9 protein-coding genes are annotated in these 15,283 nt (G+C 68.4%); all 9 read left to right on the forward strand.

Annotation, left to right across the window (positions count from 1 at the left end; translation table 11 throughout):
* On the forward strand, positions 1-1,349 hold a 1,349-nt coding region (locus ENSA5_RS37185), incomplete at its 5' end, for a hypothetical protein (RefSeq protein WP_181197466.1).
* Positions 1,350-1,411: 62 nt separating this feature from the next.
* A complete protein-coding gene (gene tssJ / locus ENSA5_RS07145) occupies positions 1,412-2,134 on the forward strand; it encodes a type VI secretion system lipoprotein TssJ (RefSeq protein WP_106390882.1) in 723 nt (240 codons plus the stop codon).
* Positions 2,135-2,176: 42 nt separating this feature from the next.
* On the forward strand, positions 2,177-3,544 hold the full coding sequence (tssK, locus tag ENSA5_RS07150) for a type VI secretion system baseplate subunit TssK (protein WP_106390883.1): 1,368 nt from the start codon (positions 2,177-2,179) through the stop codon (positions 3,542-3,544).
* Between the two features lie 19 nt (positions 3,545-3,563).
* Positions 3,564-4,238, forward strand: a complete 675-nt coding sequence (locus ENSA5_RS07155) for a DotU family type IV/VI secretion system protein (protein ID WP_106390884.1) — start codon at positions 3,564-3,566, stop codon at positions 4,236-4,238.
* Positions 4,239-4,251: 13 nt separating this feature from the next.
* Positions 4,252-7,905, forward strand: coding sequence for a type VI secretion system membrane subunit TssM (gene tssM, locus ENSA5_RS07160; protein ID WP_106390885.1), 3,654 nt, complete (start codon positions 4,252-4,254; stop codon positions 7,903-7,905).
* Positions 7,902-8,849 (forward strand): type VI secretion system-associated protein TagF, encoded by a 948-nt coding sequence (gene tagF / locus ENSA5_RS07165; RefSeq protein WP_181197467.1) that lies wholly within the window; start codon positions 7,902-7,904, stop codon positions 8,847-8,849. The genes tssM and tagF overlap by 4 nt, the downstream gene beginning before the upstream one ends.
* Before the next feature lie 22 nt (positions 8,850-8,871).
* On the forward strand, positions 8,872-11,097 hold the full coding sequence (gene tssC, locus ENSA5_RS07170) for a type VI secretion system contractile sheath large subunit (RefSeq protein ID WP_106390887.1): 2,226 nt from the start codon (positions 8,872-8,874) through the stop codon (positions 11,095-11,097).
* Between the two features lie 159 nt (positions 11,098-11,256).
* Positions 11,257-13,212, forward strand: a complete 1,956-nt coding sequence (locus ENSA5_RS07175) for a serine/threonine protein kinase (protein WP_146155417.1) — start codon at positions 11,257-11,259, stop codon at positions 13,210-13,212.
* A 12-nt stretch (positions 13,213-13,224) separates the two neighbouring features.
* Positions 13,225-15,054, forward strand: a complete 1,830-nt coding sequence (locus ENSA5_RS07180) for a penicillin-insensitive murein endopeptidase (RefSeq protein WP_106390889.1) — start codon at positions 13,225-13,227, stop codon at positions 15,052-15,054.
* The last annotated feature ends 229 nt before the right edge of the window (positions 15,055-15,283 follow it).

The raw sequence follows: 15,283 nt of genomic DNA on the forward strand, positions 1-15,283 counted from the left end.
TAGCTCGGGCGCCCGCCGCCCGCGCCAACTCTGCGCCGAGCCCCGCGCCCGCGCGCCCGAGCTACGGGCAGCCCGAAGAAGAGATCGACATGCGGCCCGAGTACGCCGTTCGGGCGGCCGTGTTCTACGAGCTGCTCTCGGATCTCGGCGCCGGCCCGGACCATCCGCCAGTCGACGGCGAGAAGCAGCGCAAGGCCGCCCGCGTCGGCGCGAAGCGACGCCTGGCCGTGATCGCGCGCAACGATCCGGATCTGATGCTCGACGATCCGGGGACCGAGGCCGAGCACCTGCTCACCGAGGTCTTCGCGCTCGGTCCGCTGACCGACATCCTCGCCGACGCCGACACCCGCGAGGTCCTGATTCGGAGCCCGCAGCGGCTCTACGTCGATCGTGGTCACGGCCGCGAGCGGCTCGAGCGAGGGTTCTCGTGTCCGGCCGCGGTCGCGATGGCCCTGCATCGCCTGGCCGGCAGTCACCTCCAGTGGGACGCGGCCGCGCCGTGGCTCGACCACCGCCTCGCCGATGGCACGCACCTGCGCGGGGCCGACGTCAGCGTCGCGCCCGATGGACCGGTCGTGGTCATCCAGCGCCCCAACCAGGCCGGAACCGGCGGGTTGAGCCAGGTCGGGGCCGTGCCCGATCCCGTCGCCGAGTACCTCCGCGCCGTCTTGGCTGGCCAGGGCAGCGTGATGCTGTGCGTGGGGGATCGCTGCGAGGGCACCGAGCTGCTGTCCGCGCTCGCGCACGAGCTCGCGAAGTTCGACGTCAACGAGCTCGGCATCGTCCGCGCGGGCAGCCGGATCGTGCCGCCCCGCGGCGCCCTGGTCCTCGACGCCGAGCCGGGCCTGACGGCGGGGCCGATCCGCCTCGCGATCCAGGCCGGCTCGACCCGCCTGCTCGTCCACCGCGGCGGCGGCTCGGGCCTCGCCAGCATCTGGGCCGGGTTAGCGACGCCTCCCCCCGACCCCAAAGCCCGCCCCAGCGACCGGCGGTCCGGCGGCGTCGAGCAGATCGTCCTCGGCCTCGAGGTCGGCGATCCCGAGGCCGGGCTCACGACCTGCGTCGAGGGCCTGGTGCTCGGCGGCTTTGGCCGAGAGCGCGAGGCCCTGCGCGAGCGCGTGGCCGCGGCGATCGACGTCGTCGTGGTCCTCGGCCGCACGGCCCGAGGTGACGAATCTCCGATCATGCTGGCCGAATTCGACGCGCAGGGTGGGGTGTCGCCGATTTTGTCGCGCAGCAGCGCCGACGACAGCTGGCAGCACCATCGCGAGCCGGCGTTCTTGGCCGAACTGGCGCAGCGGGGTGTAACCTTCGAGGCGTCCAAGCTGGCTGGCCTGGCTGGTCCCTGAGCCCGGCGAGCGAACGCTCGCCAACACCCATCGACTCTCTCCCTTCAAGCACACCCTCGATCATGCCGCTCGTCCCTGAAACTGCCCGCACCCAGCCCCGCTCATCGCTCGCCCGCGTCCGTCGCAAGGGCCGGCTCGCGTCCGCCCTCGGCCTGGCCACGAGCCTGACCCTGACCCTGTCCCTCGGCGCCTGCAAAAACAACAACAAGGACACCTGCACGCCTGACGACTACGTCTACGAGGAGATCGCGCTGTACGTCCAGGCGTCCCCCGATCTCAACCTCGACGAAGAGGGCAACCCGCTGCCCACGGTCGTGCGCATCTACCAGCTCAGCGGCGACCTGGCCACGCGCAGCCTCGACTTCACCGAGCTGTGGGAGGACCACGAGGCCGCGCTCGGCGACGAGTACATCTCGGACAAAGAGTTTCAGATCTATCCCGACTCGGACGAGCTCATCAAGATCACGCCCGAGGACGGCGCCCGGTACATCCTCGCCTTCGGGGTGTTCCAGCAGCCCGTCGGCAACACCTGGTACCGCGTCTACGAGGTCCCCAACAGCTACGGGCAGCAGGCCTGCGAGCTCCAGAGTGAAGACAAGGACCCGGCCTCGCTCGGCGAGCCCTGCATGTACCTCTACATGGAGCGCAACCAGATCGACGGCGGCAAGAACGTGCCGCCCGGCTTCGACGAAGACAAGGTCGAGACCGCCTGCACGCCGCTCTACACGCCCAAGACCAAGACCGTCGAGGAAGACGACGACAAGAAGAAGGGCAAGGACAAGTAGTCCTGGCCTCGCGCTCATTCCTCGCCACCGCCGAACCCGATCATGTCGACCACGAACCGCAAGCACTACGACCGTGTGATCTGGCGCGAGGGGATGCTGATCTCCCCGCAACACCTTCAGCAGCAGGAGCTGTTCGAAGACCAGATCCTGCACGAGCGCCTGGCCGCCGCGACGCCCCTGAGCTGGGGCGTCCAGGCCGTCGAATTCGACGCTGGCGCGCTCAAGAGCGGGCGCCTCGAGCTGACCCGCTTCGAGGGCGTGATGCCCGACGGCGCCGACCTGCGCGGCAAGGTCGCGGTGCCGTCGCGGACGATCGGCGATCACTTCCCGACCACGGCCAAGCAGCTCTCGGTCTCGCTCGGGCTCCCGGTCCTGCGCGAGGGCGTGTCCAACTTCCACGAGATCGACAGCGAGTGGCGTGGTCGCTACCTCAACACGACCAAGTCCGTCGGCGACATCTCGATGAGCAAGAACACCCGCAACCTCGACGTCGGGACCCCGGCGCCGGTGCTGCTGTTCGGCGAGGAGAAGGACGAGGACCACGTCAAGGTCAAGGTCGCCGAGATCGTCCGCGATGAGGACGGCTCGTTCACGCTGTCCGACAGCTACATCCCGCCGGTCCTCCACATCGGCGCCTCGCCGGTGATCATGTCGGGGCTGCGCGAGATCATGAGCCTCTCGGTCGTCAAGCAGCGCGCGCTGACGGCGACCCGGCGCCAGCGCGACGCCGCGACCATCGAGTTCGCGGCGGCCGACGTGACCCGCTACCTGCTGCTCAACGCGATCAACAGCGGCATCCCGCTGCTCAAGCACACCAGCGAGGAGCCCAAGACCTCGCCGCTGGCCGCGTACCTGATGCTGCTTCAGTACGGCGGCGGGCTGTCGAGCTTCACCGGTGAGATCGACCCGTCGAGCTTCCCGCGCTTCCAGTACCTCGACATGCGCGCGTGCTTCTTGCCGATGTTCCAGCACATCAAGACGATGCTCGGCGCCGCGGTCAAGGACATGAGCATCAAGATCCCGCTCGAGGCCCGCGAGGACGGGATGTGGATCGGGCGGCTCTCGGAGCAGCGGATGATCGACTGCAAGGACTGGGTCCTCGCCGTCGAGGCCGACTCGCCCGAGCAGCACATCGCCAACAAGCTGCCGCAGCTGTCGAAGATGTCGTCGTGGAAGCAGATCAGCGCGATCGTCAAGTCGGCGACCCCGGGCGTGCCGCTGCAACCAACCCACCGCCCGCCGACCGAGATCGCGATCAAGCCCGGCCAGGTCTACTTCATGATCAAAAAGGACGACCGCTACTGGCGCGACGTCCTCGCCGAGCGGACCATCGCGATCTATGTGCCGCCGCCCTTCGACCCCAAGCGGGCCAAGATCTCGATGATGGGCATCCCGCGGACCGACGGCTGAGCCAGGAGCGACGACCCCCATGGAACGCATCAACGAGGTCACCAAGGACTGCCTCAACGCGCTGATCCAGTTCCGCGCCCTCGACGCTGCCTCGGCGGTCTCGCCTCAGATGCCCTACCAGCGTCTGTGCGGGTTCATCGATCAGATGATCGCCAACGGCCGCCAGGTCTACGAAGAGGTCGACGTGACCGACATGGCCTACGCCGTGGTCGCGCTCGCCGACGAGCTCGCGCTCCACAAGGGCGGGGCGATCCGCGACTTTTGGATGCAGCGGCCGCTGCAGCTGCACTACTTCAACGAGAACCTCGCGGGCGAGGGCTTCTTTCACCGCCTCAACGCGGTCATGAGTGACCCCGGCCGCGTCGAGATCTTGCGGATCTACTACGTCTGCCTGCTGCTCGGCTTCCAGGGCCAGTACGCGATCCGTGGCGGCGAGCTCGAGCTCGACACGATCATCCGTCGGGTCAAGGAGGCGCTGCGCAACGAGCTCAAAGAGCAGCCGCTGTCGGTCCAACCCCTGCGACCCAAAGAGGACACCGGCCGCGCCGACGGCTTCCCCGCGATCTGGGTCGCGCTGTTCTTCTTGCTGTTCTCGCTCGGGCTGCTGATCGTCTTGCGCGTGGGCCTCGACAAGCAGACCAAGACCGTCGTCGAGCGCATGCAACCCATGATGCAGCCCGCCGAGGACGGCTGACCGGAGACCCACCATGCTGAAGTACATCTTCGCTGCACTGTTGATCCTGGTCGTCTGGGGCCTGTGGTGGTTCCTCAAGCTGCCGATCTGGATCGCCGTCGTCGCCACGATCGTGATCGTGCTGGTCCTGGTCGCGGTCATCGTCTGGGGCATCGTCAAGGCCCGGCGCGCGGCCAACAAGATCGAGAAGGCCCTCGCGTCCCAGGGCGCGGCCCAGGCCGCGGGCGCCCGCCCGGACATGCAAGCCGACATCAACGCGATGTCGTCGGAGTTCAACAAGGCCGTCGGCGCGCTCAAGGGCTCGCGGCTCGGCAAGGAGGCCCTCTACGCGCTGCCCTGGTACGTGATCATCGGCCCGCCCGGCGTTGGCAAGAGCACCGCGCTGCGCAACTCGGGCCTCCAGTTCCCCTACCTGTCCGACAAGGGCGGCGGCGCGGTCAAGGGCATCGGCGGGACCCGCAACTGCGACTGGTGGATGACCAACCAGGCGGTCATCGTCGACACCGCCGGGCGCTACACGACCGAAGACACCGACCTCGACGAGTGGCTCGCGTTCCTCAACTTGCTCAAGGACACCCGGCCCAAGCGGCCGATCAACGGGATCCTGCTCGCGGTCTCGGTCGCCGACCTCGCGCTCGCCAACGAGGGCGAGATCAACACGATGGCAACCAAGATCCGCGCGCGGATCGACGAGGTCTGCAAGCACCTCGAGATGTCGGTCCCGGTCTACGTGCTGTTCACCAAGTGCGACCTGCTGCCCGGCTTCGTCGAGATGTTCTCGGAGATGGGCAAGAGCGAGCGCAAGTCGATCTGGGGCTTCACGCTGCCGGTGACCGGGGCCTACGCCGGGGTCGACCCGACCGGGACCTTCTGCGATCAGTTCGACCGCCTCGCCGACCGGACCGAGCAGCGCTCGCTGCGGCGCATGGGTGAGGAGCGGCGCGTCGAGTCGCGCGGCAAGATCTACGAGTTCCCCCAGCACTTCGAGCTCCTGCGCGACAATCTCGCCAGCTTCATCGGGCTGGTGTTCACGGCCAACGTCTACGCCGAGACCCCGATGCTGCGCGGCTGCTACTTCACCAGCGGGACCCAGGAGGGCCGGCCGATCGATCGCCTGATGGGCTCGATGGCCCAGGCCTTCGGGATGCAGTCCGCGATCGCCGGCCAGCAGCAGGTCGAGGCCCGCAGCTACTTCCTCGGCAACCTGTTCAACAAGGTCATCTTCGCCGATCGCGAGCTCGCGCGCCGCAGCACGAAGCACGTGCGCAAGGCCAGCATCATCAAGTGGGCCGGGGCCGGCGGCATCTTCGCGACGGCGGTCGGCCTCTGCGTGCTCCCGGTCCGCTCGATGCGGGCCAACCAAGAGGTGCTCGAGACCGTCCACGGCGCCGTCGACAAGATCGACGAGGAGGCCGAGGACGAGGGCTCGGCGGTCGCCAACGTCGATCGCCTGTACCCGCTCTACGAGGCCCAGGACGAGCTCTACGGCTACGAGCACGACTCGCGCCCCTTCAAGCTGCGCTGGGGCATGTACCAGGGCGACAACATCCAGGAGCCGACGCGCGCGCTGTTCGGCCGCACGGTCCGCGAGGAGCTGATCGTGCCCCTGATGAAGGACAAGGAGACCGAGCTCGGGAACTTCGCGGCTCGCTACCCCGGCGACGAGGACGAGCCGCCGACCGACGAGTCGGGCAAGGCCTTCGACATGCTCCGGGCCTACCTCCTGCTCGCCGACGACCTCGACGAGTACAAGCCCGATCTGCCCGTCGAAGAGCTCGAGCTCGAGCGCGCGCGCGAGAACGACTGGCTCGCCCACCAGGTCGCGCTGTGGTGGGCCGAGGCCCAGCTCGTCGACACCGAGAGCGCCAGCTTCCAGAAGATGGAGGAGGTCGTCCGGACCTACGTCACCGTGCTGCGCGAGCGGCCGGAGCTCGAGATCGACTACGACGAGAACATGGTCGGCGAGGTCCGCAAGGTCCTGCGCCGCAGCGACCGAACCGAGGCCTGGCTCGCCGAGCTGATCGCCGCCGCTGGCGAAGTCGACGGCGTCGCCAACGTGACCCTCGCCTCGCTCAAGCTCGGGACCAACGTCTACAAGAACGACGGCATCAAGGTCCGCGGCGCGTTCACCCGCCAGGGCTGGGAGAAGCACTGCCGCGACGAGCTCGCCAAGCCCCAGGGCGAGTTCGTCGGCAGCGAGTGGGTCCTCGGCCTGACCGACAAGGAGGCCCGCGAGCGGGTCATGACCGACCGCCTCCGCCTGCGCTCGCGCTACTTCGACCAGTACATCAAGGAGTGGGATCAGTTCATCGCCAAGATCTACGTCGACGCGTCGAGTGATCTGGTCGGCTCACTCAAGATGTTCCAGGACCTCGCCCGCGGCGGCTCGCCGCTGGCCCGGCTGCTCCAGATGACCTGGTACCACGTCCAGCTCAAGGAGCTCACGCCCGAGGACGGCGAGGTGCCCTGGTACAGCGTCGACAAGCTGCCCAAGGACGTCCGCGCCAAGGTCGAGGCCGCGACGCCCGAGGGCGGCAAGGCCTTCTACGAGAACAAGGACGTCAAGGACTACTTCAAGCCCTTCGTCGCCTTCGGGGTCAGCGTCGACGAGGTCGCGGCCGGGCCCGACGACCCGCCCGCGCCGGTCGGCTCGCTGCAGATCGCCGTCTACCTCGAGCAGGTCACCGCGGTCCGCGACGCCCTCCAGGCTGCGGTCGACGACCGCGCCGAGCTCGAGCCCCTCGGCAAGAAGCTCGGCACGGCCACCCAGACCGTCAAGGGCCAGATCTCCGAGCAGCAAGAGCCGTGGCGCAACCGCTACGACCGGATCTTGCTGCCGCCCTTCGACGCGGTGCGCGGCGCCGTTGAAGGCGGCGTGCGCGGCGAGATGGGGGCCTCGTGGTGCGCGGCCGTCTACGTGCCCTTCGACGAGCAGGTCAAGAAGAAGTACCCCTTCAACCCCAAGGGCTACGACCTACCGATCGGCGAATTCAGCGCATGGTTCGCCCCCGACCAGGGCCCGATCTGGGAGTTCTACAACGCGAGCCTGGCGGCCGGCATCCAAAAGAGCGGCAACGTGTTCACCGTCGTCGATCGCGGCGCGGCCACCCAGATCTCGTACAACACCCAGCTGCCGCCCTTCCTGACCGACGTCGGCGACATCGGAGCTGTGATGTTCCCGCCCGGCTCGGACGCGCCCAAGTTCGAGTTCGAGGTCCAGATCGACGGCACGCCCGGCGTCTCCGAGATCACCTTCACCGTCGACGGCCAGAAGGTCATCTATCGCAACGGCCCGCAGTCGTGGAAGCCGATGGTCTGGCCCGGCGCCGAGGGGGACCCCGGCGCCAGCATCAAGGCCAAGGGCCTGGGCAGGAACGGCGACGTCATGCGCAAGGGCGACTGGGGCCTGTGGCACCTCCTGGAAGAGGCGAAGGTCACGGGCTCGGCCGGGCAGCAGGTCTACAGCATCAAGTGGGATCTGTCCGACCAACAAGTCGGCGTGATTACGATTCGGCTCCGGCCCAAGCGAGCCGAGACCCCGCTGTTTGGCGTGCCGTCGCGCGGAAGCTCGAAGTACATGGGCCTGTTCAGCTCGCTCAAGGTGCCCAAGTCGATCGTCAGTGGTCACTCGTGCTCGACCGGGGGCGGGGGGGGCGAGGGCGAGTGAGCGGCGTCGGGCTGTTCGGCAAGACCCCGTCGGCGCGCGACTTCGTCCGCGTCAACATCGGGACGCCGGTCGTGCGTGCGTTCGACGAGTACCTGCGCGAGAGCGTGATGACGCTGCCCTCGATGCGCGCCCACCTGCCGCCCGAGCCGCTGCCCTTCATGTTCCGGGCGCCCGGCGAGATCGGTCACCTGATCGGCGTGATGAAGGGCAGCCAGGACGGCGTCGGTCGCGAGTTCCCCCTCGCGATCTTTCATCACCTCGACGGCCGGGCCTTCGCCAACAACTGGCCGATCCTGCCCAAGGCCTACACGGCCTTCGTCGGCGCCGCGTCCGAGCTGCTCGATCGCATCGACGGGGTCGACATGGCCAGCGTACCCGCGCTGCTCGAGCAGCTCCCGGTCCCCTCGGACGCGGCCCTCGGCCAGGCGCTGCAGACCGCGTGGCAGATGCTGACCAACATCTCGGCCGACGAGCTGCTCGACCGGCTGTTCTCGCGGCCGACCGGCAACCCCGAGGGCGAGCGCTGGAACGACGACCACATCTACGGCATCGGCATGCTGCTCAACGGCTGCTACCGCGCGTCCGGGCGCCCACCTCGGGGCGGGCAGGCGATCACCCTCGACTGCCCCGTGACCTCGGACACCGAGCTGGTGTTCTGGCTCGAGCTCGCCCGGCGGATCCTACGCTGGCCCTCGCCGCCGAGCTTCATGTGGTCGCGTCGGCAGTACCGCATGCTCCTGATCCTCGGCACGCCCGGGGCCAAGCTGCTCGGCGTGCTCGGGACCCCGGGGCTGTTCGACGAGCAGATCTGGCCCTTGCTCGCCGACGACGAAGACGTCGCGGCTCGGGGCGCGCGGCTCTTGACCCCGCACCAACGCGCCGCGATCGAGCGCCCCGGCCAAAGCGGCGCGAGCCTGCTCGAGGGGATCGCGCCCAACCGCTAGCCAGCCCAGGAGACCGCGACCGATGGCCAAGCAGAGCTCGCCCGCGCGTGACCGCGTCAACCTCGTCTACCACGAGCACGAGACCAGGAAGGAGCGCGAGCTCCCCCTCAAGATCCTCGTGATCGGTGACTACACCGGGCACGAGGACGACCGGCCCCTCGACGAGCGCAAGCCGATCAAGGTCGACAACAAGAACCTCGGCGCGGTCATGGCCGAGCACGGCCTGCGCCTGCGCTTCAACTGCCGCAGCCGGCTGAGCGCCGACCCCGACGACACCCTCGCGGTCGATCTCAAGTTCGCGTCTTACTCCGACTTCGGGCCCGAGTGGGTCGCCCAGCAGGTCCCCGAGCTGCGCACGCTGGTCGAGACCCGGCGCGCGCTGACCGAGCTCAAGGAGTGGCTCGGGCTGTCACCCTCGCTCACCCAGCGCTTCAAGCAGGCCCTCGCGACGCCCGAGAACCGCAACCAGCTCCGCCGCGAGCTCGGCATCATCGGCGGCGGCTCAACGGCCGAGACCTCGCTCAGCAATTGGATCGTCGAGGGCGCCGCGCTCGGGGTCGGGAGCCCCGACTACACGACCCTGCGCGAGGCCGTCGAGTCCTACCTGCGCACGCGCCTCGGTGAGTTCGACGACCCCGTGCCCGAGGCCGACGAGCCCGGCCCCGAGCCCGAGGCCGTCGCGCTCGCCGACGTCGCCGAGTCGATGCCCGAGCCGCCGACGCTGGCCGCGAGCGCGGCCGCCGACGCGCCGCCGAGTCTGGCCGAGCCCGAGCCCGAGCCGCCGGGCCTCGGCGCGACACCTGTGTCGGGGACACCCGGGGCGCTGCTCGAGGACATGCTCGACAACGCCGAGGTCGTGAAGGACAAGCGCCTCGCCGTCGGCAAGCGCTACAAGCCCGAGCAGATCGTCATCGACCGGGCCGGCGTCGACCTCAACATCGTGCTCCTCGATCGGGCGATCTCGACCCAGATCGACGAGATCCTCCATCACGAAGACTTTCAGGCCCTCGAGGCCGCCTGGCGATCGCTGCGCTACCTGATCGCCAACGTCAATTTCCGCGAGAACACCGAGATCCACCTGCTCAATTGCGGCAAGGACGATCTCATCGACGACTTCGAGGACGCCCCGGAGATCGCCAAGTCGGGGCTCTACCGCCTCGTCTACTCCCGCGAGTACGGGACCTTCGGCGGCGAGCCCTTCGGGCTGATGGTCAGCACCTACGAGTTCGACCCCGGCCCGCGCGACATGGCCTTGCTGTCGAACTGCGCCGCGGTCGCGGCCATGGCTCACGTGCCCTTCATCGGCAACGCCTCGCCGCGCTTCTTCGGCGAGGAGAGCTTCGAGGGCCTCGCAACCTACTCCGACATCCGGGTGATCTTCTCGACCCCGCAGTACACCCGGTGGAACGCGTTTCGCGACACCGAGGACTCGCGCTACGTCGGCCTGTGTCTGCCGCGCTTCTTGCTCCGGCCGCCCTACGAGCGCCACCATGTTCACTCGTTCACCTACGCCGAGCAGACCGTCAAGAAGTCGAACTACCTGTGGGGCTACGCCGCGTTCGCGTTTGCGACCCGGGTGGCCGAGAGCTTCGCCCGCTACCGCTGGAGCCCCAACATCGTCGGGCCCACGGCTGGGGGCGCGGTCACGGGCCTGCCGATGCTCTCGTTCCGCTCGATGCGGCGCGTCTACGATCTCGACCCCGACCCTCGCAAGCGCCGCGGCATCGAGGAGCGGATGCCAACCGAGATCCAGCTGACCGAGCGCCACGAGTTCGAGCTCTCGGAGGAGGGCTTCATCGGCCTGGTGTTCCTCAAGGGCAGCGGCCAGGCGTGCTTTTTCTCGGCCAACTCGTGCCAGCGGCCCAAGGTGTTCGCCAACACCGAGGAGGGCCGCGAGGCCTCGCTCGGGGCCCGGCTCGGCGCCCAGCTGCCCTACATCTTCATCGTCTGCCGCCTCGCCCACTACCTCAAGGTCCTGCAGCGCGAGGAGATCGGCCGGCACATGGAGCGAGCGGATCTCGAGCGTGAGCTCAACGACTGGCTGCGACAGTACGTGTCCGACATGGACAACCCCGCGGCGGCCGTCCGCGGCAAGCGACCGCTCCGGCAGGCTCAGGTCAAGGTCGACGAGGTCCCCGGACAGGCGGGATGGTATCGGGCCCATCTCCTGCTGCGGCCTCACCTCAAGTACATGGGCGCCTCGTTCACGCTCTCGCTCGTTGGCAAGCTCGAGCGCGAGACCAAGTAGACGCGCGATTGTCGCGCAACTGGCGATGCCCACATGTAGGTAGGCTTGACGCGTCTGCGTGTGTCGCGCAACCGCACGGCGCTGGTGTGCGGCCCCGAACGATCAGGTAAAGTCATCCAACGTCGACCAGGCGTGTCGTCCCCTGGCCGAGGAGTCTCCGTGTCGGAACCGACTGAGCTCAATCCTGGTGGTCCACCCCAGATACCCGGCTGGAAGCCGCCCCCCGATCTCATCGGGACGGTGCTCGCCGATCGTTACAAGGTCGTCTCAACCCTCGGTGACGGCGGTATGGGCTCGGTCTATCTCGGCGAGCACGTCACCTTGCGCAAGAAGGTTGCGATCAAGGTGCTCAAGCAGGAGTTCTGCCACGACCGCACCAACGTCGAGCGCTTCCTCCAAGAGGCCCGCGCGGCCTCGATGATCCGGCACGAGAACATCGTCGACATCATGGACTTCGGGCAGGTGCCCGGCGGATCGGTGTTCTTCGTGATGGAGCTGCTCGAGGGCAGTGACCTCTCGGATCTGCTCAAGGAGGTCAAGCGCCTCCCGTGGCTGCGGACCCGCAACATCTTGCTGCAGGTCGTCCGCGCGCTCCGGGCCGCGCACGAGTCGGGGATCATCCACCGCGACATGAAGCCCGGGAACGTGTTCCTGATCGCGCGCAGCAGCGCGACGGACTACGTCAAGGTCCTCGACTTCGGCATCGCCAAGGTCGACGACCAAAACACCGGCCTGACCCGCACGGGCGCGGTGTTTGGGACCGCCGGCTACATGGCGCCGGAGCAGGCCTGCGGTGATCCGGTCGACGGCCGCACCGACGTCTACGCCGTCGGCTGCATGATGTTCGAGATGCTGACCGGGCGAACGCCCTTCCCCGGCAACAACTTCATGCGTGTGCTGACCCAGCACATGAACGAGCCCGCGCCGCCTCCTCGCGACGTCAACCCCGACGCCGACATCTCCGACGAGGTCGAGACCATCATCCTCACGGCGCTCTCGAAGAAGGCCGAGGATCGCTTCCCGGACATGGCCGCGTTCGAGAAGGCGATCGCCCAGGCCAACGGTGAGGTCGCCACGGTCCCGCCCCAGAACCGGGCCCGGACCCCCAAGGGCACGCTGCTGCTCGACGACGAGGACAACATCTCGCCCTTCGCCGGGATGACGCCGGGCCAGCCGCCCCCGGGCTACATCGGCCCCGACGGCGGCTCCGACGGCGGCGAGGGCCCCGGGACCGACGCGACGATGATGCTCGACGGCATGGGCGGCGTCTCGCTCGGTAGCGAGGGTGGCGGCGGCGAAGCGACGATGATGCTCGACGGCATGGGCGGCTTCTCGCTCGGCAACGAAGGCCCCGGCACCGGCGAAGCGACGATGATGCTCGACGGCGGTCTGCCCGACGCAGCTGGGATCGGCAACGACGCGACGATGACCGCGGGCGATCAGGTCGCCGGGGCCGCTGCCCCTGTCGAGGAGTCCAAGAGCCGCAAGAAGCTCTACATGATGCTCGGCGGCGGAGCGGCCGTCCTCGGCCTGATCCTCGCGCTGGTCTTCGGCCTGAGCAATGGCGACGACAAAGACGAGGTCGCCGAGGATGACGAGGCCGCCGAGACGGGCGACAGCAAGGCGCTCGTGGCCGGGGCCGAGTCCGGCGGCGAAGAGCTCGAGGACAGCGGCCCACCGGAGCCCGAAGACACGGGTGAGCCCGTCGCCGACACGGGCGGCGACGCGGGGGCGGTCGAGGCCGAAGTCCCGGTCGACTTGCCTGTCGATCCTCCGGTCGATCTACCGAGCGACACGGGCACAGAGGACACCCCCGAGGTCTCCAAGCCAGTCCCCAAGCCCGTGACGATCCGCGAGAGCCTCTCGGCCAACGACGTCAACAAGGGCCTCAAGCGGATCAGCAAGAAGGTCAGCGCCTGCAAGAACAAGGGCGGCCTCCCGGGCATGAAGATCAAGGTCAACTTCTTGATCTCGGGCGGCAAGGTCAAGTCCGCCTCGGCGCGTCCGCCCCACAGCAGCACCCCCGTGGGCAAGTGCGTGGCCAGTGCCGTCAAGAGCGCTCGCTTCACCAAGGCCAAGCAGTCGAAGATCGTCGACCACACCTTCACACTCTAGCGGCCCGTAGCGATGCAGGGCACGAGCATCAGGGTCACCGACTCCACCGGCCGCAGCTGGACGGTGCCCTTCACGGGCCAGCAGCTGAGGATCGGGCGTACGGCTGACAACGATCTCGTGCTCGAGCAAGGCGGCGTGTCGTCGCAGCACTGCGTGATCGGCCGCGACCCGACCGGCGCCTTCCTGATCCAGGACAAGGGCTCGACCAACGGGACCTGGATCGGAGATCAGCGCGCCCAGGGCACGGTCGCGATCCAGCCTGGGGTCAAGATCAGCGTCGGGAGCTACGTCCTCTCGCTCGAGTTCAACCGCGCCGCCAAGGCGCTGACGGGCGCCAGGCGTGGCATCTCGCGGCCGGCCGTCGCCGCGCCGATCGGCGTCGGCGCTCGCGGCCCGCTGATCCGCAAGTCCGCCGACGAGCACGCCGACCGTCGCTTCCGCGATCGCGTCAACCGCTACGCCGCCGAGTGGGACGAGGCCGGACGCCCCAACCGCTTGCTGCTGCGCGGGCGCAACCTCGGCAAGGCCCTCGACTACATCGAGATGGTCGCCGACGTCGACGAGGCCTTCGGCGAGCTCGAAGAGAGCTTCATCCGGGCCTCGGCCGAGGGCCGCGAGCGCAACAAGGTGGTTCGGATCGCCGGGGTCGCCGGGGGGGCGCTCTTGCTGATCGGCGCGATCGCGTTCGCGGTGACCCACGATTGGAGCGACGACGACGAGCTCGTGGGCGAGGTCGGCGAGACCGAGGGCGAGGGCGACACCGCCGCCGTTGGCGATGACGGCGCGGTCGTGGAGGTGCTCGAGATCTCCGAAGTCCCCGACGCGGTCGAGAAGGTCGACATCGAGCACGAGGTGATCCCGGCCGAGACCCTCGAGGAGATCGCCCTGCGCTACGACGTGCCGATTCAGTCGGTCATGCGCTGGAATGGGATCGACGAGAGCACCCCGCTCGAGCCCGGCCGCGTGCTGAAGATCCGGTCCTCCAAGAGCCCGCTGCCCCAGCAGATGATCGTCTACCGGCCCGACAAGCGCGAGTCGTGGTCGAGCCTGGCCAAGCGCTTCGACGTGCCCGTGTCCAAGCTCCAGGCCTACAACCCGCAGATCGAAGAGGACGTGATCGAGCGCGGGATGGAGCTGACGATCTACGTCGATCCCAAGGCGCTCAAACGCAAGGACAACGTCCAGATCCCCGAGTTCACCGTGCGCCCGACCGCGATCTCGGTCGGCGCCCCCAAAAACGGCAAGATCATCGACGCGATCCAGTTCCCGGCCAACGACAAGCTCTACAAGCGGCGCAACCCCCAGATCATGTGGTGCGGCAGCCACATGGCCGCGCACCTCCAGCACGCGATCGCCTCGTTCCGCTACACCTACGACTTCGAGGGCGAGATCGTCGTCGCCGACATGAGCAAGAAGCCCGGCGGGCTGTTCTACCCGCACAAGTCGCACCAGGCCGGGCGCGACGTCGACATCTGGCTGCCGAGCCTCAAGGGCGTCTACCAGCCCAGTCACATCAGAGAGGGGAAGGAGCGCCGGCCCATCCCCGACGAGGCCGACTGGTTCGCGCTCTACGGCTTCCTCAAGGCCCTCCACGAGACCGGCGAGGTCGAGGCCGTGTTCTTGGCCTACGAGCTACACGACCGGGTCTACAAGGCCGCCAAGGTCATGGGCGCGAGCGAGCAGGAGCTCGACGAGATGATCGCCTACCCGCGCGGTGCCCACTATCGCAAGACCCTCCTGCAGCACTCGACCGGCCACACCCGCCACATCCACGTGCGCTTCAAGTGTGGGCCCAACGACGAGTGCTCGAAGAGCGGCATCGACCACGATCCCGGCGACTAGCCTGGTTCTTACCCCCGCAGCCGTCAGCGACTTTGCCACGCACGGCCGCTGCGCGGCCGGTCGCTCGATAACTCGCTCGGTGGGCTGGTATGAGCTTCGCCGTGGTCTGCGTGGCCCCCTGAAAGGGGGCTGCTAGCTATTACCCCGCAGCCGTCAGCGACTTTGCCGCGCACGGCCGCTGCGCGGCCGGTCGCTTCTGCTGCCAGGGCGAATCGGTGACACTTGCGGC

The organism is Enhygromyxa salina (assembly GCF_002994615.1).
GTDB lineage: Bacteria > Myxococcota_A > Polyangia > Nannocystales > Nannocystaceae > Plesiocystis > Plesiocystis salina_A.

Coding starts and splice junctions, on each gene's coding strand:
- ENSA5_RS07180 (WP_106390889.1), top strand. CDS start 13,225: ATGCAGGGCACGAGCATCAGGGTCACCGACTCCACCGGCCGCAGCTGG.
- tssJ (WP_106390882.1), top strand. CDS start 1,412: ATGCCGCTCGTCCCTGAAACTGCCCGCACCCAGCCCCGCTCATCGCTC.
- tssM (WP_106390885.1), top strand. CDS start 4,252: ATGCTGAAGTACATCTTCGCTGCACTGTTGATCCTGGTCGTCTGGGGC.
- ENSA5_RS07155 (WP_106390884.1), top strand. CDS start 3,564: ATGGAACGCATCAACGAGGTCACCAAGGACTGCCTCAACGCGCTGATC.
- tssC (WP_106390887.1), top strand. CDS start 8,872: ATGGCCAAGCAGAGCTCGCCCGCGCGTGACCGCGTCAACCTCGTCTAC.
- tssK (WP_106390883.1), top strand. CDS start 2,177: ATGTCGACCACGAACCGCAAGCACTACGACCGTGTGATCTGGCGCGAG.